This is a genomic window from Embleya scabrispora (assembly GCF_002024165.1).
Classification (GTDB): domain Bacteria; phylum Actinomycetota; class Actinomycetes; order Streptomycetales; family Streptomycetaceae; genus Embleya; species Embleya scabrispora_A.
In genome coordinates this window covers 563722-587038 of sequence record NZ_MWQN01000004.1, presented here as the reverse complement: position 1 = coordinate 587038, position 23317 = coordinate 563722, and the positions used below count along the sequence as shown (strand labels likewise).

At 72.0% G+C, this 23317-nt stretch carries 22 protein-coding genes; 15 read left to right on the top strand and 7 right to left on the bottom strand.

Features of this window, described 5'->3' with window-relative positions; genetic code table 11:
- Window positions 1-30: 30 nt before the first annotated feature.
- Window positions 31-933 carry a MurR/RpiR family transcriptional regulator gene (locus tag B4N89_RS43105; RefSeq protein WP_078982067.1) on the bottom strand — a complete coding sequence of 301 codons (903 nt, stop codon included), beginning with the start codon at window positions 931-933 and terminating at the stop codon, window positions 31-33.
- Window positions 934-1163: 230 nt separating this feature from the next.
- On the opposite strand from B4N89_RS43105, the gene B4N89_RS43100 reads away from it, so the two are divergent.
- From B4N89_RS43100 to B4N89_RS43075, 6 genes are all read left to right on the top strand, one after another.
- Window positions 1164-2309: a C45 family autoproteolytic acyltransferase/hydolase gene (locus tag B4N89_RS43100; protein WP_078982066.1), complete on the top strand. Its 1146-nt coding sequence runs from the start codon at window positions 1164-1166 to the stop codon at window positions 2307-2309.
- Window positions 2310-2465: 156 nt separating this feature from the next.
- Window positions 2466-4112, top strand: a complete 1647-nt coding sequence (locus tag B4N89_RS43095) for an ABC transporter substrate-binding protein (RefSeq protein ID WP_078982065.1) — start codon at window positions 2466-2468, stop codon at window positions 4110-4112.
- A gap of 60 nt (window positions 4113-4172) precedes the next feature.
- Window positions 4173-5123: an ABC transporter permease gene (locus B4N89_RS43090; protein WP_078982064.1), complete on the top strand. Its 951-nt coding sequence runs from the start codon at window positions 4173-4175 to the stop codon at window positions 5121-5123.
- Window positions 5120-5995: an ABC transporter permease gene (locus tag B4N89_RS43085; RefSeq protein WP_078982063.1), complete on the top strand. Its 876-nt coding sequence runs from the start codon at window positions 5120-5122 to the stop codon at window positions 5993-5995. The genes B4N89_RS43090 and B4N89_RS43085 overlap by 4 nt, the downstream gene beginning before the upstream one ends.
- 2 nt (window positions 5996-5997) lie before the next feature.
- A complete protein-coding gene (locus B4N89_RS43080; RefSeq protein ID WP_078982062.1) occupies window positions 5998-7026 on the top strand; it encodes an ABC transporter ATP-binding protein in 1029 nt (342 codons plus the stop codon).
- On the top strand, window positions 7023-7844 hold the full coding sequence (locus B4N89_RS43075; RefSeq protein ID WP_078982061.1) for an ABC transporter ATP-binding protein: 822 nt from the start codon (window positions 7023-7025) through the stop codon (window positions 7842-7844). The genes B4N89_RS43080 and B4N89_RS43075 overlap by 4 nt, the downstream gene beginning before the upstream one ends.
- A gap of 292 nt (window positions 7845-8136) precedes the next feature.
- On the opposite strand, the gene B4N89_RS43070 is transcribed toward B4N89_RS43075, so the two are convergent.
- Window positions 8137-8817 (bottom strand): TetR/AcrR family transcriptional regulator, encoded by a 681-nt coding sequence (locus B4N89_RS43070; RefSeq protein WP_078982060.1) that lies wholly within the window; start codon window positions 8815-8817, stop codon window positions 8137-8139.
- A gap of 575 nt (window positions 8818-9392) precedes the next feature.
- Here B4N89_RS43070 and B4N89_RS43065 point away from each other — a divergent pair.
- Together B4N89_RS43065 and B4N89_RS43060 are read left to right on the top strand one after the other, a co-directional pair.
- Window positions 9393-10409: a winged helix-turn-helix domain-containing protein gene (locus tag B4N89_RS43065; protein ID WP_078982059.1), complete on the top strand. Its 1017-nt coding sequence runs from the start codon at window positions 9393-9395 to the stop codon at window positions 10407-10409.
- Window positions 10410-10560: 151 nt separating this feature from the next.
- The gene (locus B4N89_RS43060; RefSeq protein ID WP_235619360.1) at window positions 10561-11454 is read left to right on the top strand and encodes a hypothetical protein; all 894 of its coding nucleotides are present in this window, start codon (window positions 10561-10563) and stop codon (window positions 11452-11454) included.
- Window positions 11455-11499: 45 nt separating this feature from the next.
- Here B4N89_RS43060 and B4N89_RS43055 read toward each other — a convergent pair whose 3' ends face one another.
- Window positions 11500-11949 carry a nuclear transport factor 2 family protein gene (locus B4N89_RS43055; RefSeq protein WP_078982057.1) on the bottom strand — a complete coding sequence of 150 codons (450 nt, stop codon included), beginning with the start codon at window positions 11947-11949 and terminating at the stop codon, window positions 11500-11502.
- A gap of 129 nt (window positions 11950-12078) precedes the next feature.
- On the opposite strand from B4N89_RS43055, the gene B4N89_RS43050 reads away from it, so the two are divergent.
- The gene (locus tag B4N89_RS43050; RefSeq protein WP_101897542.1) at window positions 12079-12621 is read left to right on the top strand and encodes a MarR family winged helix-turn-helix transcriptional regulator; all 543 of its coding nucleotides are present in this window, start codon (window positions 12079-12081) and stop codon (window positions 12619-12621) included.
- An 87-nt stretch (window positions 12622-12708) separates the two neighbouring features.
- On the opposite strand, the gene B4N89_RS43045 is transcribed toward B4N89_RS43050, so the two are convergent.
- From B4N89_RS43045 to B4N89_RS43030, 4 genes are all read right to left on the bottom strand, one after another.
- A complete protein-coding gene (locus B4N89_RS43045) occupies window positions 12709-14187 on the bottom strand; it encodes a GntP family permease (RefSeq protein ID WP_235619359.1) in 1479 nt (492 codons plus the stop codon).
- A 119-nt stretch (window positions 14188-14306) separates the two neighbouring features.
- Window positions 14307-14726 carry a RidA family protein gene (locus tag B4N89_RS43040; RefSeq protein ID WP_078982056.1) on the bottom strand — a complete coding sequence of 140 codons (420 nt, stop codon included), beginning with the start codon at window positions 14724-14726 and terminating at the stop codon, window positions 14307-14309.
- 58 nt (window positions 14727-14784) lie between these two features.
- Window positions 14785-15540, bottom strand: coding sequence for an IclR family transcriptional regulator (locus tag B4N89_RS43035; RefSeq protein ID WP_078982401.1), 756 nt, complete (start codon window positions 15538-15540; stop codon window positions 14785-14787).
- Entirely contained in the window at window positions 15537-16637 is a 1101-nt protein-coding gene (locus tag B4N89_RS43030; RefSeq protein ID WP_414646486.1) for a sugar kinase, read from the bottom strand. Before B4N89_RS43030 ends, B4N89_RS43035 begins: the two co-directional genes overlap by 4 nt.
- Window positions 16638-16818: 181 nt before the next feature.
- Here B4N89_RS43030 and B4N89_RS43025 point away from each other — a divergent pair, with 181 nt between their 5' ends.
- From B4N89_RS43025 to B4N89_RS43000, 6 genes are all read left to right on the top strand, one after another.
- Window positions 16819-18108, top strand: a complete 1290-nt coding sequence (locus tag B4N89_RS43025) for an amino acid deaminase (RefSeq protein ID WP_078982054.1) — start codon at window positions 16819-16821, stop codon at window positions 18106-18108.
- A gap of 10 nt (window positions 18109-18118) precedes the next feature.
- Window positions 18119-19729 (top strand): N-acyl-D-amino-acid deacylase family protein, encoded by a 1611-nt coding sequence (locus B4N89_RS43020; RefSeq protein ID WP_078982053.1) that lies wholly within the window; start codon window positions 18119-18121, stop codon window positions 19727-19729.
- A gap of 153 nt (window positions 19730-19882) precedes the next feature.
- Window positions 19883-20593, top strand: a complete 711-nt coding sequence (locus B4N89_RS43015) for a HemK2/MTQ2 family protein methyltransferase (RefSeq protein WP_321170760.1) — start codon at window positions 19883-19885, stop codon at window positions 20591-20593.
- Window positions 20594-20627: 34 nt separating this feature from the next.
- Window positions 20628-20816, top strand: a complete 189-nt coding sequence (locus tag B4N89_RS43010; RefSeq protein ID WP_078982400.1) for a CDGSH iron-sulfur domain-containing protein — start codon at window positions 20628-20630, stop codon at window positions 20814-20816.
- The gene (locus tag B4N89_RS43005) at window positions 20813-21847 is read left to right on the top strand and encodes an iron-containing redox enzyme family protein (protein WP_078982052.1); all 1035 of its coding nucleotides are present in this window, start codon (window positions 20813-20815) and stop codon (window positions 21845-21847) included. Before B4N89_RS43010 ends, B4N89_RS43005 begins: the two co-directional genes overlap by 4 nt.
- Complete coding sequence (locus B4N89_RS43000; protein ID WP_078982051.1) at window positions 21844-23118, top strand: peptide ligase PGM1-related protein; 1275 nt, start codon at window positions 21844-21846, stop codon at window positions 23116-23118. Before B4N89_RS43005 ends, B4N89_RS43000 begins: the two co-directional genes overlap by 4 nt.
- Window positions 23119-23317: the final 199 nt, after the last annotated feature.

The window sequence follows — 23317 nt, the reverse complement described above, 5'->3', positions numbered from 1 at the left end:
TCCGCCGGGCCGACTCCCCGATGGGTGTCTTCAGCGTTTGGGGCGGCCTTCTCCGGGTTCGAGGAGTTGGGCTCGGAGGGATGTGAGTTGGTGGGAGTGTTCGACGGAGCGGGTTTCGTCGAGGGAGGCGACCGCCAGTAGGAGGGCGTCGCCGAGGACGAGTGCGGCCAGGGACTCGGTGGTGATGCCGGTCGGGGTGTGCGGTGCGTACAGGACCGCGTCCGCCGTGTCGGCCAGGCGCTCCACCAGTTCGTCGGTGACCACCACGATGCCGGCGCCCAGTACGCGGGCGCGGTCCAGCAGCACCTCCATGTCGTGCAGGAATCGCCCGGGGACGAACATCACCACCACGTCCTGGCGGCGCAGCGTGAGCAGTTCGTCGGCCAGTGCGAAGCCGGTGGTGCCCACGAAGCGGGCCCGCCGGCCCATGCGGTTGAGCTTGAGCGCGAGGTGGCGGCCGGCCAGTTCGGAGGCGCCGACGCCGTACGCGAGCACCTCGCCGGCGTCGGCCAGCAGTTGGGTGGCCCGGCGGAAGGCGGTCGGGTCCAGGTTGGCCCGGCCGTGCTCCAGCCGTTCGATCGCCTCGTCGTAGACCCGGGCGCGGATGCCGTCGAGGTCCTGGCCGACCTGGGTGATCCGCTGCCGGACCCGTACCTCGGGGGCCACGTCCGTGACGAAGTCGGCGGCGATGTCGCGCTTGAGCGCGGACAGGCCGCCCAGGCCCAGGCGTTGCAGGGTGCGCACCACGGTGGCGTTGCTGACGCCGATGCTCGCGCCCAGGTCCGCGGCGCTGGCGAAGAGTACCTGCTCGGGAGAGCAGTTGGTCAGGTATCTGGCCACGTTGCGCTCGGCCGGAGACAGGTCGGCCCATTGCTCACGGATCGCCGCCCGGACTCGGGCCAGCGCCGGATTCTCCAGCGGTTGTTCGCTCACGCCTCTTGACTCCCCGGTATCAGCCATTACTCTCCTCATGAAACGCGCAATACATGTTACCGCGATCTCGTAATGACTGTTACGGAATCTCGGATCGAACCATCCGACTCGGGACGGCCCGAGACGGCACGGCCCGGGACGACAAGTGTCGCCGCGACAGCCGCGACCCCGCGACACCCCGCACGGCGAACCCCCATACCCCCAGCACCCCAGGAGACGACGTGAGTGGCGTGTCCCTTCCGACCATCGAGATCGGCGGCGAGCCCCGGACCCGGGGCCGCCAGTACGGCGAAGGGGCGAGCGCGCTCATCCACACCGCCGTCGACTACTACGCCGAGGCATTCGGCGCCGCCGGCGGCCTGACCTGGCGTCAGGTCACCGCCCGCGCCGAACACTGGCTCGCCCCGTCCCGCGCCTTCGCCCCCGACCTGGTCGAGGAGATGACCGGCATCGCCGAGGGCTCCGGCCTCGACCTGCTCGACATCCTCGCCCTCAACGCCCGCGGCGAGATCATCTACGACGACACCTTCGCCGCGATGGGAGGCCCGGCCGCGGCGCCGGCCCCGGAGAACCCCGACGGCTGCACCTCCTTCGCCCTGCTCGAACCGGCCTCCGGCGACGGCCACGTGTACGCCGGCCAGAACTGGGACTGGCGCTACGGCGTGCGCGAGACGGTCATGGTCGTGCGCGTGGTCCAGCCCGGCAAGCCCACCGTGGTGATGCAGGTGGAGGCGGGCCAGGTCGGCCGGCAGGGCGCCAACTCGGCCGGCCTCGCCCTCAACGCCAACGGCCTCGGCGGACGCTTCGACCACGCCATCGGCATCCCGCAGACGCTGATCCGGCGCCGCGTACTCGACTGTGCCAACCCGGCCGAGGCGCTGGACGTGCTCTTCCGCACCCGCGCACACATCGCCAGCAACGCCCTGCTCACCCACCGCTCGGGCTTCGCGATCGACGTCGAGACCACCCCCGGCGCCAACGGCTGGATGTATCCCGAAGACGGCCTGCTCGTGCACGGCAACCACTACCAGGCCTTCATGCCCACCCAACTGGCCGCGAACTACCGCCCCTCGGCGCCGGATTCGCTGCTCCGAGTGCCGCGCGCCGAAGCCGGCCTGCGGCGCTGCCGGGACGCCGGCGACCCGGCCGAGACCCGCAAGCTGATCCACGCCGCGATGTCCGACCACCTCGGCTACCCCGAATCGTTGTGCACCCACCCGGATCCAGCCCGACCGGCGGTCCGACAGTGGGCGACGCTGCTGTCCAGTTGCGTCGATCTGACCACGGGCGAATACCGCGTCACCGCCGGTACCCCGTGCGATCACGAGTACGAACTCCTGCCCTGGAACCTGCACGACGGCCCCGGCGGCGCCTGAACCGCCGCTCCGGCCGCGCCTGAACGCCGTTCTGCCGCGCCCGAGCCGGCCGCTCCGGGCGGGGCCGAACCACCCGCTCCCGGCACCGCCCATTCGCCGCCCCTCATACCCCCACACCCCCGCGTCCCCGCACGCCCCGCATCCCCGGAGAGTCGCATGTCCCGCACTCGCACCCTCGCCGCGCTCGGCCTCGCGGCCCTGCTCGGCCTGAGCACCGCCTGCTCCAACAAGACCGCCGGCGGCAACCACGCCGCGGGCACTCCCGGCAAACCCGCCGACCTCGCGCTGACCGACACCACCGCGAAGGCCGCCGGCCCGGTGGACAGCGTCAGATGGCTGCTCGCCAAGGAACCCAAGTCGCTGGACCTGGACGTGCGTTCGGACAGCGACTCGAACGCACTGCTCGCGAACGTCTGCGAGCGGCTGCTGCAGACCCAACCCGACCTGAGTTCGCGCCCGCACCTGGCCGAGTCCGCGACCTACACCGACCCCACCACACTCGTCCTCAAGCTGCGCGCCGGCGTCACCTTCCACGACGGTTCGCCGATGACCGCCGACGACGTGGTGTGGAGCCTGCAACGGCACGCCGCCGACGGCAGGAACGAGTCGGACGAGTTCGAGCGGGTGAGCTCCATCGAACGCACCGGCGACGCCGAGGTCACCGTACGCCTGAAGGAACCCGACGCGCTGTTCACCAAGGCCCTCGCGGGCAACGCGGGCGTCGTGCTCGACCGCGAACAGGCCGAGCCCGCCGGCAAGGACTACGGCACCCCGGGCCGCACCGACGCCTGTTCGGGCCCGTACACGCTCAAGGAATGGAAGGCCGGCAGCCGGATCACCCTGGAGCGCTACGACGCCTACTGGGACAAGTCCCGCAAGCCGCTGGTGCGTTCGGCCACCTTCGGCTGGGCCGACGAGAACGCGATGGTCAACAGCATGACCACCGGCGCCGCCGACGGCACCTACCTCACCACGATGAGCGCGGTCCCGCCCCTGGCCGGCAACGGCGCGCTCACCGTCTCCTACGGCTCCTCCTCCCGCGCCTGGACGCTCATCCCCACCGAGCGCGGCGGCATGAAGGACCCGCGCGTGCGGCGCGCGCTCTCGCTCGCGCTGGACCGCCAGGGCATCGCCAAGGCGGCCTTCGCCGGACTGGCCACCCCGTGGAAGACCCCCCTGGGACCGGGCGCGTGGGGCTACGAGAAGGCCACCTTCCAGGCCGGCTACGACGCCCTCCAGGGCGCCCCGGCGCAGCCCACCGCCGCCGACCTGGACGCGGCGAAGAAGCTGGTCACCGAACTGGGCCCGGCGGCCCCCACCCTCGTGATCGCCAACGACGGCACCCCCACCCGCAACCTGATCGCCAACGCGGTGGTGGACGCCGCCCACCGGATCGGCCTCAAGGCCCAGATCAAGACCATGTCCGGCGCCGACTTCACCTCGCTGTACACCGACCAGGCGCTGCGCAAGAGCGTCGACATGTTCGCCGACGACTGGTACATCTCCAAGGCCGACCCGGCCGGTTTCTACGACAACGCGCTCACCGGCTCGAACAACAACTGGGTCGGCTTCAGTTCGCCCGAGTACGACAGCGTCGTCAACGAGGCGCTGCGCACCACCGACGACGCCGCCCGGGCCAAACTGCTGGTCGAGGCCGAGCGCCGGTTCACCGCCGACGCGGTGTGGCTGCCGCTGGTTCAGGTGCCGAACGTGCTGGTCACCAGCACCAAGCTGACCGGCGCCCCCGCGTCGATGTCCAACGTCGCCTACCCGTGGCTGGCCGACCTCGGCGCCAAGGGCTGACGTCCCGCGCCGGCCCCACCGGCGACCCGGCCCGTTCCCCCGCCCTCGGAGGTGTCTCCCATGCCCGCCCGCGCCCTGCGCATCACCCTTGGGCTGCTCGTCACCCTGCTCGCCGCGTCCTTCGTGATCTTCGGCGCCATCTATGCCGCCCCCGGCGACCCGGCCGCGTTCCTGGTCGGCGGCCAGGAGGACGCGACGCCGGAGAAACTGGCCGCCGTCCGGGCCGCCTACCACCTCGACGACCCGCTGTGGGTGCAGTACGGGGACTGGATCGGCGGCGTCCTGCACGGCGACCTCGGCCGCTCGATGCAGTACCACGACCAGGTCGCGGACCTGGTGTCCTCGCGCGTGCCCACCACGCTGTTCCTCGTCTCCTACTCCGCCGTGCTGTTCGTCGTGGCCGGAGTCGCCCTCGGCGTGGTGTCCGCGGTGCGCGGCGGGCGGGTCGACGCGGTCGTCGTCATGGTGACCACCCTGCTGGCGTCGATCCCCAAGTTCGTCAAGGCACTGGCCCTGGTCGCCTTCCTGGGCGTGCAGTTGGGCTGGTTCCCGGTCACCGGCGCCGGCGAGGGCTTCGGCGACCGGCTCTACCACCTGACCCTGCCGGCCCTTTCCCTGGCCCTGGGCGAACTGGCCGTGGTCAGCCGGGTGACCCGGCAGAGCATGCTGGAGCAGTACGCCCAGGACCACGTCGCCGTGGCCCGCGCGGCGGGACTGTCCGAGTTCAAGGTGATCCGCCGACACGTGCTGCGCAACGCGCTCGCGCCGGTGGTGACCATGTGCGGCCTGATCACCGCGAGCCTGTTCGCGGGCACCGTGGTCGTGGAGACCGCGTTCGGGATCAGCGGCATGGGCTCGCTCCTTGTCCAGGCGATCAACACGCACGACTTCCCGGTGACCCAGGCCGTGCTGCTGCTCATGGTGCTCGCGTACATGCTCGTCACCACGCTCGTCGACCTCGTCCACCCGCTGATCGACCCGCGGGTGCGCCTCGAAGGAAGCGCCGCATGACCCTCCTCCAAGCCGCCGTGCCGTCGGTCGCCACGGCATCCCCCGAACCGGCCAAGCCCAAGCGGACCTGGCCGATCCCGTTCCGGATCGCGGCCGGATTCCTGCTGCTGACCGCGGCCGCGGCGATCCTGGCGCCGCTGGTGGCGCCGTACGAACCGGACACGATCGACCTGAACGCCTCGCTCGCGCTGCCGGACGGCGCGCACGTGCTGGGCACCGACCAGTCCGGGCGCGACCTGCTCTCCCGGGTGCTGCACGGGGCCGGCCCGAGCCTGGTGGCGCCGCTGGCGCTGCTCGCGCTCGCGTCGGTGATCGGCATCGCGCTGGGCACGCTGGCCGCCTGGCACGGCGGCTGGGTGGACGCGTTCGTCTCGCGCGTCACCGACGTGATGTTCGCGTTCCCCGGGTTGTTGTTCGTGATCCTGATCGTGTCGGTGTTCGGCGACGGGCTGACCACGGCGGTGATCGCGCTCGCGCTGGCCTACTCGCCGGTGGTGGCCAAGTACACCCGCAGCATCGCGCTCGCGGAGCGGTCCAAGCCCTACATCGACGCCTATCGGGTGCAGGGCATGGGCGGATTCGCGATCTGCGCCCGACGGCTCGTGCCCAACCTGGCGCCGTCGCTGATCGGCTACCTGGTGCTGATGTTCGGCCAGGTGCTGATGGGCATGGCCACCCTCAGCTACCTGGGCTTCGGCGCCCAGCCGCCCAGCTCGGAATGGGGGCTGATGGTCAAGGAGGGGCAGGCCGCGCTGGTCCAGGGCGCGCTGTGGCCGGCCCTGGTACCCGGCACCGCGATCGCCCTGGTCGTGGTGGCCTTCAACGTCGTCGGCGTGCGGATCTCGGACCGCCTGGGGGTGAGGGAACGATGACGATGGTCGACAAGGCGAACGCGGCCGTCGAGAACCGACTCGACCACGATCGCCTGCTGGACATCGAGGACCTGACCGTCGAACTGCCCGGCGTCGGAGCGCGCCGCCCGGTGCTCGACGCCGTGCGCCTTCGGGTGGATCGCGGTGAAGTGGTGGGCCTGGTCGGCGAGTCCGGCTCGGGCAAGTCCACCGCCGCCAAGGCCGTGTTGCGGATGTTGCCGCGCGACGCGCACATCCGCGGCCGGGTGGGCGTGGCCGGGCGTGACGTGCTCACCCTGGGCCCCGGCGACCTGCGCGAACTGCGCGCCCGCCGGGTGGCGATGGTGCACCAGGATCCCCGCTCCTCGCTCAATCCGGTGCGCCGGATCGGCGACTTCCTGACCGAGCGGCTGATCCACACCCTGGGCCGGCCGAAGGCGCAGGCGTACGCCGAGGCGCTGCGCCTGCTCGAAGCGGTGGGCATCGTGCGACCGGCCGAGCGGTTGCGGCAGTTCCCGCACGAGTTGTCCGGCGGGATGCTCCAGCGGGTGGTGATCGCGGCGGCGCTCGCGGGCGACCCCGAACTGCTGCTCGCGGACGAGGCGACCAGCGCGCTGGACGTGACCACGCAGGCCGAGATCCTGGCCATCCTGCGCGAACACCGCGCCCGGCGCGGCCTGGGCCTGCTGTTCATCACGCACGACCTGCACCTGGCCGCGGCCTACTGTGACCGGGTGTACGTGATGTACGCCGGCCGGGTCGTGGAGGAGCGCACGGCCGAGCAACTGTTCGAGGATCCTCGCCACCCGTACACGGCCGGACTGCTGGCCTGTACACCGGAGTTGGGCGACCCGCGCCCGATCCGGCCGATCCCGGGCCGACCGCCGTCACTGGACGACGCCTTCCCCGGCTGCCCGTTCGTCGCGCGCTGCCCGGCGGCGCAGACCGCGTGCGAGACCTGGCGGCCGGTCGCCCGCGAACTCGACGGCGGCGGCAGCGTGATGTGCCGCCGAACCGACCTGGACCACCCCGTGGAGATGGTGCGCTCATGACTCCGCCGGCTCTGGAAGTACACGGCCTGTGTCGCGAGTTCGCCCTGCCGGGCCGACGCGGCGGGAGGACGGTCGCGGCCGATGACATCTCCTTCACCGTGCCGCCGGGCGGCTCGCTCGGCCTGGTCGGCGAGTCCGGCTCGGGCAAGACCACGATCGCGCGCATGCTGGTGGGCCTGGTCCGCCCGGACGCGGGCACCATCGCGGTGGACGGATGTCCGCGCGCGCCACGCGTACGAGGCGCGGCCGAACGGCTGCGTCGGGCCCGGGAGATCCAGATGGTCTTCCAGGACCCGTACGTCTCGCTGGATCCCCGGCTCACCGCCGCGCAGTGCGTGGCCGGCGTACTGCGGCTGCACGGCGAGGCGGATCGCGACAAGCGGGTGCGCGAACTGCTCGACCAGGTCGGACTCGGCACCCGCGAGGCGGACGCGCGTCCGCATCGGCTCAGCGGCGGACAGCGGCAACGGCTGTCCATCGCCCGGGCGTTGGCGGCCCGCCCGCGGGTCCTGGTGCTCGACGAGGCGGTCTCCGCGCTGGATGTGTCGATCCAGGCGCAGATCCTGCACCTGCTCACCGAGCTGCGCACGGAGACGAACGTCGCGCTGGTGTTCGTCAGCCACGACCTCGCGGTGGTGCAACAGGTCACCGACGACCTGTTGGTGCTCTATCGGGGCGTGGCGGTCGAACAGGGCCGCACCCGCGACATCCTGACCGATCCGCGACACGCCTACACCCGGCTGCTGGTCGGCTCCGCGCCGCGCCCCGGCTGGGATCCGGCCTCGGTCGGCGCGCTGCGCGCGGAACTCGCCGAGTGAGGCACGCGGATGGCTGCTGCGGCGACGAGCGGCCACGGGCGGTGCGAGTGTGGTCGGGGGGCCGACGGCAGTCGGCGTCTCGATGGCAGGAGGTGTCCTGACGGTCGGGGGCGCGGGACGACGAACCGGCCCACGGGCCGGTCGCCGGACGCGCTGCCGCCGGCTCGGGCCGGCGTGCCGGTGCCGGTGCCGTATCGGCACCGGCACGTGGGCGCCGGCCGCCGTCGCGAGCGGCTTGACGGCCCGGGATGCCGGCCGGGATCCGCCTCCGGGAACCGGCGCCGGCGGTGCCTCAGCTCAAAATGCGGGCCTCGATGCCGTCGAGGACGAAGTCGAGGCCCGTCCGGAAGGCCTCGTCGGGGTCCGGGTGCGGGCCGTCACGGACCATCGATTCCAGCGCCGGGAATCGGCCGGTGGCGAAGACCCGTTCCAGATAGGGCCCGAAGGTGGCCTGCCACTGCCGCTTGTCCATCCCGGTGGCCCGCTCGGCGCGCCACTCGGTGATCTCCCGGCGCACCGCGCCGATCACGTACGCGTCGACCGCGTCGACCGCCGGTACGACGATGTCCAGGCCGATGTCGCCCATCGCGGCCATCACGGCCTCCCCCCTGGCCAGCGCGTGCGGCCCGAGCCGGGGTCGTCCACCGATCAGATCGGCGAACCATTCGTGCCGGTGAGCGGCCTCGCGGGTGGTTTCGGCAAGGGAGCGCAGCACCTCGCGCCAGCCGTCTCCGACCGGCCGAATCTCCGCGTGAACCGCATCGACCATCAGGTCGAGCAACTCTTCCTTGGTGGCGATGTAGCCATACAGCCGCATCGGCCCAACGCCGAGCGCGGCGGCCACCTTACGCAGCGACACCGCCTCCAGGCCGTCCACATCGGCCAGCCCGATCGCCGCACCCAGAATCCGCTCCCGGCTCAACGGCGCCGGCACCGGCCGACTCGGCGGCTCCTCCCGCTCCCACACCAACATGCCGCCGACGATACATCGCTTGCCCCGATACGGCGTATTCCACGATACGCCGCATCGGGGCGCGACAACCATAGGTCGGCGAACGTTCGGTCGGCGGCCCGGGCATGTGTGGGTCGCGGTCCGGAGGTGTGCGGTCGGAGGCGGGCGGACGTCCGCCCGCCTCCGGTCGGGTTCGAGTCCGGTGGAGTTCCCGTTCCTCCCCGTCGGACGGGATTGTGACTCGGGTGTGGGTGCCGCGTGGCGTTGGGCGGCGGGCTTGTTCGGCCGGTGTTTCCGCCCCGTGTCGGATCGTCGGCCGATCTCGTCGCCTGCGTCCATGTGGCCTCGCACCCGGAGTCCTCCGCTCCGGCTCGTATTCGCTCGGCGGACGGACGACGTTGTCCGCTCGCCTCGTCCCTGAAGCCTGGTCGATCCGCCGTCGTCTGAAAACGCCTTTCAGGCTGGGCTGAAACCCGCTGGTCGGAGCGCCCCCGAGGACGCACACTGTCGTGGTCCTCCCGATGGGGTACGCACCGAGCGGGAGGCGGCATACAGCGCGCCCAGGACGAATCGCCCCCGACCCTCGGAGTACACGAGTGCTGCGAATCCACTTCACCGCGGAGGACCTGGCCCGGACTCGACTGGCCACGACGGTCGGTGCGGCGGCCGAGACCTATCACAGCCTGGAACTGTTGCACGGCCCGCGCAGACCGCTGCCCTTCCGGGCGTGGCGTGCCGAGGTGGCCGCACGCCTCGAGGCGGCGCCCGGTCCGCTCACCGCGCTGCTGCCCGTCCGCGGCCCGGGCCTGGATCTGCGCACGCTGGTCGGAGACTCGCCCTCCCTCGACGAGGGCATCGAGAACCTGCTCGCGGTGCCCGGCGCGCGATTACGCGCGGAGCTGGCGCACCTGACCTTCGACCCCGCCTACTCGACCTGGGTGCGCGACTTTCTGGACGGTGGCCTCGAACCGCGCCGCGAGTTCGCCGAGGCACTGCGCGCCACCCACGACGTGACGGTCGCACCCTTCCGCGAGCGGGTGCGCTCGCATCTGGAGGCGGCGCGCAGCCGCCTGACCCGCACGTTGCTCGACAGCGGTGTCGAGGGGCTGCTGGCCGGGTTGTACGTGCCGTTCATCCGCTGGAATCCGCCGGTCCTGGAGATCCGGCGGCGCAAGGACCACGACATCGTGCTCGGCGGCCGGGGCCTGGTGATCGCACCGACGCTCTTCGTCTGGCGGGAATCGGTGGTGCTCTGGGACGTCCAGGACGAAACCGCGCCGTACGTGCTGGCCGTGCCCACGGTGCGCGACCTCCGGGACGGCGCGGCGCTGTGGCAGCCCGGTACGGGCGACGACCGCGCGCTCGGCGCCCTCCTGGGGCAGACCCGGGCCGCCGCGCTGACCGTGATCAACGACGGTTGTACGACCACGGAGTTGGCTCGTCGGCTGAACGTCTCGGCGGCGTCCGCGAGCCAACACGCGACCGTGCTGCGGAACGCCCGACTGATCACCACGACCCGCCGGGGCGGCGCGGTCCTGCACGCGCTGACCTCACTGGGCCTGGAACTCCTCGGCGAAAGCCCGCCGCGCACACCCCATCCCGCGCGGACGTGATGATCGTCGTGTGAGCGCGTGTTCGCGAACGCGTCCGACACCGCAACGACGACGTCGAGGCGTGCCACCGGGCCGGATTGCGCGGCGGGCGCGGGTGGGAAGGCTGCCGGTGACCGGTTGTCGTCGTCGTGTCGGAAGGGAATCGCCCGTGATGCGCAGGGGTTCGGGTACGAGCGCCCAAAAGGGTCATCCGTTCGGCCGTCGACCCACCGGCGGTTGGGCCGACACGGTGTGGGACTGGTCGAAGTCCGGTACCCGCGACGCCGCCCGGAACCGGCTGTTACGTCGACTACCCGGTATTGGCACGGCAACCGCGTACCGGTTCGGACTGGTGGAGCGGGCCCACTACGCGTACGGCGTGCGCCGGGCCACCGAATCGGCCGCGCGCCTGGGGCACCGGGGCGTGACGGTGATGGAGTTCGGGGTGGCCGGCGGCAACGGCCTGCTGCTTCTGGCCGAACATGCCCGTCACTACGCCGCCGCCACCGGCGTCGCGGTGCGCGTGGTCGGCTTCGACGGCGGGGTGGGCATGCCGCCGGCCAAGGATCCCCGCGACCTGCCCTACCTGTTCGGCCCCGGCTTCTACGCCATGGACCACGCCCGACTGCGCGCCCGCCTGGGCGAGACCGACCTCGTGCTCGGCGACCTCGACCGGACGCTCCCCGACTACCTGGACACCCACACCCGCGAACTCCGGGATCACCCGGTGGGGTTCGTCGCGTTGGACCTGGACCACTACACCTCGACGACCACCGCACTCGAACTCTTCCGCAGGCCCGACCACGGCCACCTGCTGCCCAGGGTCACCTGCTACCTCGACGATCTCCCGGGCACCGTCGAGCAGATCGGCGAGGCGGCCGCGATCGCCGACTTCAACGCCGCCCACCCGGCCCGACCGATCGGCCGTGTCCTGGGGTTGCGCGCGTTCACCCCATTCGACCCGCCGTGGGCGGACCAGATCTACGTCCATCACCGCCTGGACCACCCCGACTACCCGACCCTGGAGACGGGCGCCACCGGCAACCAACTCCCGCTCACTCCCTGACCGCACCCGGAGCGCACCCCTCGGCGCCGACGTGTGCGCCGGGCGCTACGCCGTCTCGGCGGTCGGTTCGTCGCCGATGATCGAGTCGACGGTGATCCAGTCCGGCGGCATCGTGGACGGCGTCTTCCAGAAGATGTCGAGCTTGCGGATCAGCCCGTCGTCGTTCAACTCCAGGTAATTGGCGAAGCGCATCGCGAGCGGCTGCTCGCCCGGGGCGTACGTGATGGTCTCCACGGCCTCGTTGAACGCGTAGCGGCCGTCGTCGCTGAGGAACGTGAAGCGCGACCGCAGTTCGTGGGTCCGGGTGCGGCCGATCACGCCGGACACGAACGCGATGTACGCGTCCTTGCCGCGGCAGGTGTCCTCCTCGTTGTCGCGCATGCCGATGCGGACGAAATCGTCGGCGAGGGTGGACGCGACGAGGTCCCAGTCGTGGCTGTCGACGCCCTTCCAGAAGTTCGCGACGGTCTTCGCCCGCTGTTCGCGGTCGCTCATGACGGGGGTTCCTTTCGCTGGTGTGCCCGGCTCTGCACCGAACCACAGTTGCGACACTGACGCAACTATCTTGCTAGGATGGGCCCCGCCGGGCCGCCCGGCACCACACGACGCGACCGGGAAGTCCAGATGACCGACGCCGCCCCCCAGCCCGACCCGCGCCTCCGACTCGGCGAGGCCGCCACGGGCGGCGACTCGCCGCACGGACCCTGGCTGCGCTCGGTCATCCCGCCCCTGCGCGACCTGGTGCGCGTGTCCCGTGACGACCGCCTCCTCGAACGTGTGGGACACGAGGCCGGCGTACGGGTCCCCACGCACCTGGTGCTCGCCCTGACCCGCATCGGCGACTTCCAGCCGGTGCGGTTGTCCGACCTCGCCGACCGGATGGAGGTCGGTCGCACCACCCTCAGTCGCCAGGTCGCCGAACTCGTCGCAGCCGGATTCGTGCGGCGCACCCCCGACCCCGACGATGCCCGCGCCGCCGCCCTCGAACTCACCGACTCCGGCGAGGACACGTCGCGCAAGATCTGGGCGGCCTGGAGCGACGTCATCGCCGAAGTCACCCGCGACTGGCCCGAATCCGACCGCGAGGCCCTCCCCGTACTGCTCGGCCGCCTCACCTCGGGCCTGCGGACCCTGACCGAGAACGGACCGAAGTCCCCGACCCGGTGACCGGGGTGTCGGCCGGGTCGTACTCCTTCGGAAAAGGCCGCCTTCCCGTTTCCGGGAAGGCGGCCTCGGGGTCGGGCACGTGCGGTGCTAGATCACCAGGCTCAGCAACGCCGCGACCGCGAAGCCCGCGACCGACAGGACGGTTTCCAGGACCGTCCAGGACTTGAGGGTGTCGCGCTCGGAGATGCCGAAGTACTTGGCGACCATCCAGAACCCGCCGTCGTTGACATGGGAGGCGAAGATGGAGCCCGCCGAGATCGCCATGATGATCAGGGCGAGGTGGGCCTGCGACATGTCCTGGCCCTCGACCAGCGGCACGACGATGCCCGACGTGGCGACGATGGCGACGGTCGCCGAACCCTGGGCGACGCGCAGGACGACCGAGATCAGCCACGCGAGGACGATGACCGGGAGCCCGACGTTGTCGAAGGTCGTCGCGAGCGCGTTCGCGATACCCGACGCCTTGAGGACCGCGCCGAAGACGCCGCCCGCGCCCACGACCAGCAGGATGTTGCCGACGGGCTTGAGCGAGGCGGTCGACACCGTTTCGAGGGACTTGCGGGACCAGCCCCGGCGGATGCCGAGCAGGTAGTACGCGAGGATCAGCGCGATCGTCAGGGCGACGAAGGGATTGCCGAAGAACTCGATGACCGAACGCGGGGTCGACGGGTCGAAGGCGATGGAGGAGAACGTCGCGCCCAGGATCAGGATGAGCGGCGTGCCGATGATGGCGAGAACCGTACCGAGGGCGACCGGCTTCTCCGGCGGCTCGATGCCCGAGGCGGCCTGCTCGGCGGCGACGGCGGCCTTCGCCTCCAGGGCGGCCTCGACCATGTCGTGCGGGACGTCGACGAAGATGCGCTTGCCGATCCACGCCGCGTACGCCCAGGCGGCCAGCACGGCGGGGATGCCCACGACGACGCCCATGAGGATGACCCAGCCGAGCGAGACGTCGAACAGCCCCGCCGCGGCCACGGGTCCGGGGTGCGGCGGCAGGAACGCGTGGGTCATCGACAGACCGGCGAGCAGCGGCATCGCGTACAGCAGGATCGACTTGCCGGAGCGCTTGGCGGCGGCGTAGACGATCGGCGCCAGGACGAAGATGCCGACGTCGAAGAAGACCGGGATACCGAAGATGAGGCCGGTCAGACCCATGGCGAGCGGCGCGCGCTTTTCCCCGAAGAGGTTCAGCAGGCGGGTGCTCAGCACCTCCGCGCCGCCGGACACCTCGAGGATCGCGCCGAGCATCGTGCCCAGGCCGATGATGATCGCCACATGGCCGAGAATGCCGCCCATGCCCGATTCGATGACCGAGACGGCGGCGGACTTCTGGACGGTACCGAAGAGTTCGGTGACGGACAGCCCCGCGCCGAGGCCGACCGCTATGGAGACCGCCAGCAGCGCGACGAACGGTTGGAGCCTGACCTTGATGATCAGGTAGAGCAGGAGGGCGATGCCGAGCGTCGCGACCGTCAGCAGCGCGGCCGTGCCGTCGAACAGGAGCAGGAGACCGCCGGTGTGCGGTGGGGACTTCGGGGGCGGCGTCGAGGCCGGCAGGGTGGACAGCACGGAGGGGACCTCATGGTTTCCGGGCGCGTGGGGCAGGGGGGACCGCGGCACGGCGCCATGGGGGAGGCAGGCGCCGTGCCGTGGGGGACAGCCGGGAACAATCGGGGCAAGGGGTCTCAGCCGAGAACGGCGAGCGCGTCGATCTCGATGAGCAGACCCGCGGGGAGGCCGACGTACACGGTGGTACGGGCGGAGGCGGGCGCGGTCAGGCCCTGCTCCTCGAAGTACGCGTTGTAGATCTCGTTCATCTCGGCGAAGTGGCCGGTGTCGGTCAGGTAGACGCGCATCATCATCACGTCGTCCCAGCTCGCGCCACCCTCCTCCAGGATCGCCTTGACGTTGGCGAAGGTCTGGAGGGTCTGCTCGCGCAGGGTCGGACCGGCGGGGGTGGGCGCCTGGCCCTCGACGGCCGGGAGGAACCCGACCTGGCCGGCGACCTGAAGGATGTTGCCCTTGCGCACGCCGTGGGAGAACCGGGCGGGCGGCGCGGTGTGGGTGGAGGGGGTGATCGCGGTCTTTTCGAGCTTGTCGCTCATGAGCGTGCCTTCCGGGTCGAAGCGGGAATCGTGCGCGGGTCGCGCGGTCGTCGAGCGGTCATCGCGGGGGGTGGGCGGTGCCCGAGTACTCCCGCGTGATGGCGTCGGCGGTGCGGCGTACCAGCGGGAGCAGAGTCAGGAGTTCCTCGGCGGTGACGACGACATTCGGCGCGGAGACCGACATGGCGGCGACGACCAGACCGTCCGCACCGCGGACGGGGGCCGCGATGCAGTTGATGGACTCCTCGTGGCCACCGAGGTCGGTGGCCCAGCCCTGTTCGCGGACGGTCGCCAGTTCCCGGAGGAACGCGGCGGCGTTCGGTATCGAACGGGACGTGTACATGGGGTAGTCGAGCCGTTCGGCGATGGCGCGCCGCTCGGGCTCGGGCAGGTCGCCCAGGAGCAGTTTGGCGACGGCGGCGACGGTGATCGCGACCGGCTTGCCGACCCGCGAGTACATCCGCACCGGGTACCGGCTCTCGACCTTGTCGATGTAGAGGACCTCGTTCTCCTCGTACACCGCGAGGTGGACGGTGTGCCCGCACTGCTCGTTGAGCGCGATCAGGTGCGGGTGCGCGATCTCGCGGACGTCGAGGTTCTCCATGGCCTCCTGGGCGAGCGCGAACAGGCGCGCGCCGAGGCGGTAGCGCTGGTCCTGCTGGCGGTAGACGAGGCCGTGCTCGTGCAGGGTGCGGAGCAGGCGCAGCGCGGTGGACTTGTGGACGCCGAGGCGTTCGGCGACCTGTCCGAGGTCGGCGGGCCCCTGGGCCAGCAGCGGCAGGATGCTCAGCGCTCGGTCGACGGTCTGGCTCATGGCGTACATACCTCCCGGTCCGCCCCGACGGCGGCGGCCTCGGTCCAGCCGGGGCCGAGACGCAGTCTGCCCCAGGCCTCGTCGTCCAGGGCCGCGAGGCGATCGGCCACGGCGCGCGGCGGCGGGACGGCGAGGTCGCCCGCGACGGTGAGCGCGGCGGCGGCCATGAGGTGCCCATGGCGGATGCGCCGGCGTACCGGAAGGCCGCGCAGGGTCGCGGACAGGAACCCGGCCGCGAAGGCGTCGCCCGCGCCGACGGGAGCGGCGATGTCGACGGCGAGGGCCGCTACGAAGACCGACGGCCCGTCGTCGGTGAAGACGGTGGCGCCCGCGCCGCCCTGCTTGACGACCACGACGCCGGGCTCGGGGAGCGCGGCCCGAATCGCGTTCGCGCCGCGGATGCTCCACGCGGCCTCGGCCTCGTCCTCGCCGACGAAGACCAGGTCGGCGCCGCGGGCCAGGTCGAGCAGGACGGCCGGCTCGGCCGCCACGCTTCGGCGCTCGTCCCAGAGGTTCACGCGGTAGTTGACGTCGAAGGACACCAGGGGCCGACCCGGCCGGCGGCGGGTCGCCTCGCCCAGGAGCGCGAGGCAGTCGTCGGAGAGGGCGGCGGTGATGCCCGAGAGGTGCAGGATGCGGCCCGACCACAGGTCCCGGTCGGGCACGACCCGGGGTGACATGGCGGAGGCGGCGGAGCCGGCGCGGTAGTAGACGACTTCGGCGACGGCTTCGCCTTCCGGGGTGACCGCGGTCGCCGTGCCCGGCGTGGCCCGGTCGCCGTCCCCGGTGGCCCGTTCGCCCGCGGTGCGGAAGTAGATGCCGGTCGGACGAAGCCGGTCGCGCTGGACGGCCGACGTGTCGACCCCGTACGCCGCGACCGCCTCGACCAGGTGGTCGCCGAAGCCGTCGGTGCCGACCCGGCTGAGCCAGCGTGTCCGGTGCCCGGCCGCGGCCAGCGCGCACGCCACGTTGGACTCGGCGCCGCCGATCCCGCGCTCGAAGGACGGGACGTCGGCGAGGCGACCGGAGCTTGTGGGCAAGAACGTGACCATGGACTCGCCGAGGCAGACGACGTCGACGGTTTCCGGCGCGCTCACGCTCACGATCGCTCGGCTCCTGGTTCATCGGATGATCGAAGATCATCGGGCGGTCGCATCCGCCTCGTCGACGGCCGCGCGACGCCGACCATTGACCCGGCGTTGGCTCGGATGTTAGACAGCACCGAGCGATATACGCAATGGCCGTTGCACAGGATGCAACGATACTCCGGAGGTGCCCATGGCCGTCGACAACGCCGTCGGACGGCTCGCCTCGCTCGCGGACGAGCGTGTCGACCACCGTTTCAAGGCTCTGCCGCCGGACGCCGAGGGCCTGACCGTCGGCGAACTGGCCGCCGAGCGCCGGAACCTGTTCACCGGCGGTTTCACCACGCCGGTCCTGGCCCTGTCCGCCGAATCCGTCGAGCACAACCTCGCGTTGATGGAGACGTACGCGCAACGCCACGGCCTGGCGTTCGCCCCGCACGGCAAGACGTCGATGGCCCCGCAGCTGTTCGCCCGCCAGCTCGAACACGGCGCGTGGGGCATCACGGTGGCCGTCCCGCACCAGGCCCGGGTCGCCCGCGCGTTCGGCGTCTCGCGCGTCTTCCTCGCCAACGAGCTGGTCGACGCGGCGGCGCTGCGCTGGTTGGCCGCCGAACTCCACGCCGACCCGGACTTCCGGTTCCTGTGCTACGTCGACTCCGTGCGCGGCGTCGCGCTGATGGACGCCGCACTGCGTGCCGCCGGGGCACGCCGCCCGGTCGAGGTGGTCGTCGAACTCGCGGCGGGCGAGGGCGCCCGCACCGGCGCCCGTACCGAGGGCGAGTGCGCCGAGATCGCCGACGCGGTCGCCGCCTCCCCGGTCCTGCGCCTCGTCGGCGTCGCCGGCTACGAGGGCGAGGTGCCGCGGGCCGACGGCGAGCGGGTGCGTGCCTGGCTGCGCCGACTGACGTCCCTGGCCGCCGAGTTCGACAAGCGGGGCCGCTTCGAGCAGCTCGACGAGATCGTGGTCAGCGCGGGCGGCAGCGCCTGGTTCGACGCGGTGGCCGACGTCTTCGCCGAGCTTCCCGCCCTGTCCCGCCCGGTCCTGAAACTGCTGCGCTCCGGCGCGTACGTCTCGCACGACGACGGCCATTACCGCCACATCACGCCGTTCAACCGGGTCCCCGACGAGGGCGCGCTCCAGCCGGCCTTCCGACTGTGGGCCCAGGTCGTCTCCCGACCGTCCGCGACGCAGGCGTTCGTCAACGCCGGCAAGCGCGACGCCGCGTACGACCTCGACCTGCCCGAAGCACAGGTGGTGCGCTCCGCGCGCGACGGCTCGGTGCGCCCCGCCACCGGCATCGCCGTCACCGGCCTTTCCGACCAGCACGGCTGGATCACGACCGACGCGGGCGCCGAGTTGGAGGTGGGCGACTGGCTCGGCATGGGCCTGTCGCACCCGTGTACGTCCTTCGACAAATGGCAGTTGATCCCGTTGGTCGCCGCCGACGGCACCGTGACCGACTACATCCGCACCCTGTTCTAGGAGCCGTCGCATGGACCTCGTCATTCGCGACGCACGCGTCATCGACGGCACCGGTGGTGCGTCCTACCGGGCCGATGTGGGTCTGGACGGCGGCCGGATCCGCGAGATACGGCGTTCGGGCGACCCTCGGCTGTCCGGCCGGCGCACCCTCGACGCGGGCGGCCTCGCGCTCGCTCCCGGCTTCATCGACATGCACGCGCACAGCGACCTCGCGCTGCTGCGCGACCCGGACCACTCCGCCAAGGCCGCACAGGGGGTGACGCTCGAAGTCCTCGGCCAGGACGGCCTGTCGTACGCGCCCGTCGACGACCGAACGCTCGCCGAGGTGCGCAGGTCGATCACCGGTTGGAACGGCGACGGCTCCGACATCGACTTCGACTGGCGCACCGTCGGCGGCTACCTCGACCGCCTCGACCGAAACTTCGGCGGACAGGGCATCGCGGTCAACGCGGCCTACCTCATCCCGCAGGGCACGCTGCGCATGTACGCCATGGGGTGGGACGGCCGCCCCGCGACCGACACCGAACTCGCCCGGATGAGACAGCTCGTCGCCGAGGGCATGGAGCAGGGCGCGGTCGGCATGTCGTCCGGGCTCACCTACACGCCCGGGATGTACGCGGACGACGCCGAACTCACCGAACTGTGCCGCGTCGTCGCCCGATACGACGGCTACTACTGCCCGCACCACCGCTCGTACGGAGCCGGGGCGTTGCAGGCGTACGAGGAGATGGTGCAGCTCACGAAGGCGGCCGGCTGCGCGCTCCACCTGGCCCACGCCACGATGAACTTCGGCGTGAACAAGGGCCGGGCCCCCGACCTCCTGGCCCTGCTGGACTCGGCGCTGGAGGACGGCTGCGACATCTCCCTCGACACGTATCCCTACACACCCGGCTGTACGACGCTCGTCGCCGTGCTGCCGAGCTGGGCGAGCGAGGGCGGCCCCGAAGCGACCCTGGCCCGGCTCCGGGACGACGCCACGGCCGAGCGGATCCGCCATCACCTGGAGGAGATCGGCTCCGACGGCTGCCACGGTGTCCCCATCGAGTGGGACACGATCGAGATGTCCGGCATCACCGACCCGGGGTTGGAAGCGTACGTGGGCAAGACCGTCGCCCGCAGTGCCGCCGAGCGCGGCGAGGAGCCGTGGATCACCGCCCGACGCCTGCTCGTCGGCGACCGGCTCGGCTCGACGATCCTCCAGCACGTCGGGCACGAGGAGAACGTCCGGCAGATCATGCGCCACCGGGTCCACACCGGCGGCAGCGACGGAATCCTCCAGGGGGACAAGCCGCACCCGCGCGCGTACGGCACCTTCCCGCAGTACCTCGGCCGGTACGTCCGCGAACTGGGGGTGCTGAGCCTGGAGGAGTGCGTGGCGCACCTGACGTCGCGCCCGGCGGCCCGGCTGCGCCTGCCCGACCGGGGTTCGATCCGCGAGGGATACCGCGCGGACCTGGTGCTGTTCGACCCGGACACGGTCGCGGCCGGCTCGACGTTCGAAAACCCGCGCGTTACGCCCACGGGAATCCCACACGTCCTGATCGACGGCAGGTTCGTCATCGAGGACGGCCGGCGTACGGACGTCCTGGCGGGAAAGGCGATCCGCCGAACCCGGACGTAGCCCTCCCTCGCGGGTCGTTTCGGCGGGGTGGTCGGCGGCGCGGCCGTCACCCGTGCGGGCCCGGGATCCGCCCGCTACCCCCGAGGGCTGCGGCCCGTGTGCGGCGGGTGGCGGGGGGACACGTTCACCGACGCCCCGGGTGTGATCGCGTCCATGGGGATCATGGAGTTTGTCGGGGCTGCGCCGGGGCAGCCGACGACGATGAGAATGCTTCGTTTGCCCGGTGTGTATCGTCCCCAGGCGGACACCAGGCTTTTGGCCTCGGCGTTCGTCGAGCAGGGTTTGCATCGGGCCGGCCAGGTGTTGGACGTCGGTACCGGGACCGGAGCGGTGGCGCTGGCGGCGGCGTCCGCGACGTCCGCCGGCTGTCGGGTCACGGCGGTCGACATCTCCCGCCAGGCCGTGTGGGCGGCTCGCCTGAACAGCGCCTGGCGTCGCGGCCGCGTCAGCGTACGGCGCGGCGACCTGTTGGAGCCCGTGGCCGGCCGGACGTTCGACGTGGTGTTGGCCAATCCGCCGTACGTACCCACAGAGGAGGAGAACGTCCCTCCCCGTGGGCGGGCACGGGCCTGGGACGCCGGCACCGACGGGCGCCTCGTGCTGGATCGCCTGTGTACCCAGGTGCCGCGATACCTGAAGCCCCGGGGCACGCTCCTGGTCGTGCACTCCGCGCTGTGCGGCGTGGGGACGACGCTGGGGCTGCTCGAGGCCGTCGGCCTGCATGCGCGCGTGGTCGCCCGCAGCCTCGAACCATTCGGCCCCGTCCTGTCCGCGCGGGCGGCCTTTCTGGAGGAATGCGGCCTGATCGAGCCGGGCTGCCGCGAGGAGGAGTTGGTGGTCATTCGTGGCGACTTCCCCCAGTGACACCCGCAGGATCACGGTCGTCGACGGCGGGCCGATGATGGTCGAGGGGCCCGTGGAGGTGGAGCTTTCCGACGGGAGCACGGCCTTCTCCGATCGACGCGTGGTGGCCCTGTGCACGTGCCGCCGAACCCGTCGCCCGCCGTGGTGCGACACCAGCCACCGGGCCCATCGGCTCCCACCCAGGCCACCATCCGACCCGCCGCCGACCGGGGAGGACGGATGACCGCGCCGACACTGCCCACCCCTCGCGGACCGCTGTCGCGCGCGGTGCTCGCGGCTCTGGCCGAACCGGCCGGGACGGGCGTACGGACACCGGCCGGAGCCGGAGCCGACGCCGACGGCTTCGGCGAGGACCTCCAGCTTGCCCTGTACGCCTGCTACGAACTGCACTATCGCTCGTTCGCGGGAGCGGATCCGCGCTGGGAGTGGGACCCCGACCTGCTGCGGCTGCGCGCGCGACTGGAGGAGTCGTTCCTGTGCGCACTGCGAGACAACGTCGATGCCGATGGCGGCGTGGACGACGCTCTCGCGCCCCTGCTGATCGAGCCCCTCGACGGCACCGGGGTCAGCCACCACCTCCTGGAGCGCGGTGACGTGGAGCAGTTCCGCGAATACGTCGTGCACCGCTCGCTCTACCACCTGAAGGAGGCCGACCCCCAGGCGTGGCTCATTCCGCGCCTGACCGGACGCGCCAAGGCGGGCGTGGTCACCGTCGAGTTCGACGAATACGGCGGCGGGCGTGCCGAACGTATGCACGCGCGGCTGTTCGCCGACCTCATGCGCGGACTCGGACTCGACCCGGCGTACGGCTTCTACCTCGACCGGGTGCCCGCGCCGATGCTTGCCGTGGTCAACCTCATGTCGCTGTTCGGACTGCATCGGGCGCACCGGGGCATGGCCGTGGGCCAGTTCGCCGCCATCGAGATCGGCTCACCACCCGGTGCGGCCCGCCTCGCCGCGGCACTGGAACGGATGCGCGTCGCGGATCCGGCGTGCGCCCTGTTCTACACCGAACACGTCGAGGCGGACGCCGTCCACGAACAACTCATGCGCCGCGAGGTGGTGGCGGCGCTGCTGGAGCGTGAACCCGAACTCGAGAACGACGTGGCCTTCGGGATCCGGGCCGGCGGCGTCGTGGAGGACCGGCTCGCCGCCCACCTGCTCACCGCCTGGAACGAGGGCCGCAGCTCCCTGCGCCCCCCGGAGCGGCTCGCACCGGAGGCGGTACACCGGGCCGCGACGGGCGCATCGTGATCACCGAACACGCGGATCCGGGCGCACTGGTCCTCCTCGCCAACTTCGTCTCGCCGCTTGCCGCCGACCTGGCCGAGGAGACCACCCTGCGGCGCTGGTCGGAGCAGGCGCCCCGCAAGCTGTGGCTGATGCGACCGGACGACGTCCTGATCACGCCCGTGCCGGTGTCCGACACCTTCCGCCGGTACACCTGCCTGCGCCTGGGCATCCCCGAGGCATCCCTCACCGTGCTGACGGTGCCGGACACCCCGCACCTGCCGATGGCCCAGGCCGTCACCGCGCACGGTCTGCTGGAGCCGCTGCGCACGCTGGTCCGCGAGCGCCCGGAAGCGCGCCTGCTCCCGATCGCGCTGGACGAGGCCGCCGTGCGCCTCGCCGCCGACCTGGGCATCGGGGTCGCCCCGTACGAGGCGGGTGGGCCGCGGCCGGACGTGGTCCGCCTCGTGGCGGACCTGAATACCAAGACCGGCTTTCGCACCCTCGCCGGACGACTGGGCATGCGCCTGCCGGAAGGGCGCGAGTGCACGAGCGCCGACCTCGATCGGGTGACCGCCGAACTGCTCACGGGGACGAAGCGCGTGGTCGTCAAACCCGACCGCTCCGCCGGCGGGCACGGCATGCGGTTCGTCACGCGCGGTGACCCCCGCCCCCCGTTGCCGGCCGGCACCGGTGAGCGATGGGTCGTGGAGCGGTACGTGGAGCACACGCGAGCGGTCAGTGCCCAGGGCCACGCCGCTCCGGGCCGCGCGAGGGTGCTGTACGACGGCGAGATGCGGATGTCGGGCGGCTCTTTCGCCGGGTACCTCTGCCCGCCGTGCGACCTCCCGGGCGGAGCGCGGGCCGAACTCGCCGACTGGACGCTCGCCCTCGGCCGCCACCTGGCGGCCGAGGGATACCGGGGCCCGTACAGCCTGGACGCCGTCTGCGCCGCGGACGGCACCCTGTACGCCCTGGAATGCAATGTCCGCCGTACCGCGACCAGCACCGTCCACGCCCTGGTGACCCGGCTCGCCGGCACGGACCGCGCGGCCCCGGTCTGGGCGATGGGAACGATGCGGGCCGAGGCCGCGATGCCGTTCGACGCGGCGGTGGAACGCCTGATCGCAGCGGGCCTGGACGTGCGACCGGGCACGGACCGGGGGGTGATCCTCTACGTGGACCGTCCGACGGACGACGGCGAATGGCGCTACGTCGCCCTTGCGCCCGACCACGGCGGAGTCGACGCGTTGGAGATCCGGCTGGCCGCGGCCTTCGGCGGGCACCCGGCGTGACCGGCCGTGCCTCGGCTCGCTCGTCCCCGGAGCGAGCGAGCCGAAGCCCGACACCCCGCCGGGCCCGCTCGTGGGTACGACGGGCCCGGCGGGGGCCCTCGCGTGGTGGCCCGGCCGGGTCCTCGCGGGATGCAGGCGCGAGGACCCGGGTCCCGGCCGCGAGGCCGAGGATGCCCGTGGGCGCCTCTACACGGCCCAA

What these genes read in the sequence shown, in the direction of transcription:
- B4N89_RS43070 (WP_078982060.1), bottom strand. Translation starts at nt 8,817, where the DNA reads ATGTTGGTGTGGGAGCGGGAGGAGCCGCCGAGTCGGCCGGTGCCGGCG.
- B4N89_RS43035 (WP_078982401.1), bottom strand. Translation starts at nt 15,540, where the DNA reads ATGAGCCAGACCGTCGACCGAGCGCTGAGCATCCTGCCGCTGCTGGCC.
- B4N89_RS43085 (WP_078982063.1), top strand. Translation starts at nt 5,120, where the DNA reads ATGACCCTCCTCCAAGCCGCCGTGCCGTCGGTCGCCACGGCATCCCCC.
- B4N89_RS43020 (WP_078982053.1), top strand. Translation starts at nt 18,119, where the DNA reads ATGGACCTCGTCATTCGCGACGCACGCGTCATCGACGGCACCGGTGGT.
- B4N89_RS43060 (WP_235619360.1), top strand. Translation starts at nt 10,561, where the DNA reads ATGCGCAGGGGTTCGGGTACGAGCGCCCAAAAGGGTCATCCGTTCGGC.
- B4N89_RS43025 (WP_078982054.1), top strand. Translation starts at nt 16,819, where the DNA reads ATGGCCGTCGACAACGCCGTCGGACGGCTCGCCTCGCTCGCGGACGAG.
- B4N89_RS43010 (WP_078982400.1), top strand. Translation starts at nt 20,628, where the DNA reads ATGATGGTCGAGGGGCCCGTGGAGGTGGAGCTTTCCGACGGGAGCACG.
- B4N89_RS43050 (WP_101897542.1), top strand. Translation starts at nt 12,079, where the DNA reads ATGACCGACGCCGCCCCCCAGCCCGACCCGCGCCTCCGACTCGGCGAG.
- B4N89_RS43015 (WP_321170760.1), top strand. Translation starts at nt 19,883, where the DNA reads ATGGGGATCATGGAGTTTGTCGGGGCTGCGCCGGGGCAGCCGACGACG.
- B4N89_RS43005 (WP_078982052.1), top strand. Translation starts at nt 20,813, where the DNA reads ATGACCGCGCCGACACTGCCCACCCCTCGCGGACCGCTGTCGCGCGCG.
- B4N89_RS43075 (WP_078982061.1), top strand. Translation starts at nt 7,023, where the DNA reads ATGACTCCGCCGGCTCTGGAAGTACACGGCCTGTGTCGCGAGTTCGCC.
- B4N89_RS43040 (WP_078982056.1), bottom strand. Translation starts at nt 14,726, where the DNA reads ATGAGCGACAAGCTCGAAAAGACCGCGATCACCCCCTCCACCCACACC.
- B4N89_RS43080 (WP_078982062.1), top strand. Translation starts at nt 5,998, where the DNA reads ATGGTCGACAAGGCGAACGCGGCCGTCGAGAACCGACTCGACCACGAT.
- B4N89_RS43095 (WP_078982065.1), top strand. Translation starts at nt 2,466, where the DNA reads ATGTCCCGCACTCGCACCCTCGCCGCGCTCGGCCTCGCGGCCCTGCTC.
- B4N89_RS43090 (WP_078982064.1), top strand. Translation starts at nt 4,173, where the DNA reads ATGCCCGCCCGCGCCCTGCGCATCACCCTTGGGCTGCTCGTCACCCTG.
- B4N89_RS43055 (WP_078982057.1), bottom strand. Translation starts at nt 11,949, where the DNA reads ATGAGCGACCGCGAACAGCGGGCGAAGACCGTCGCGAACTTCTGGAAG.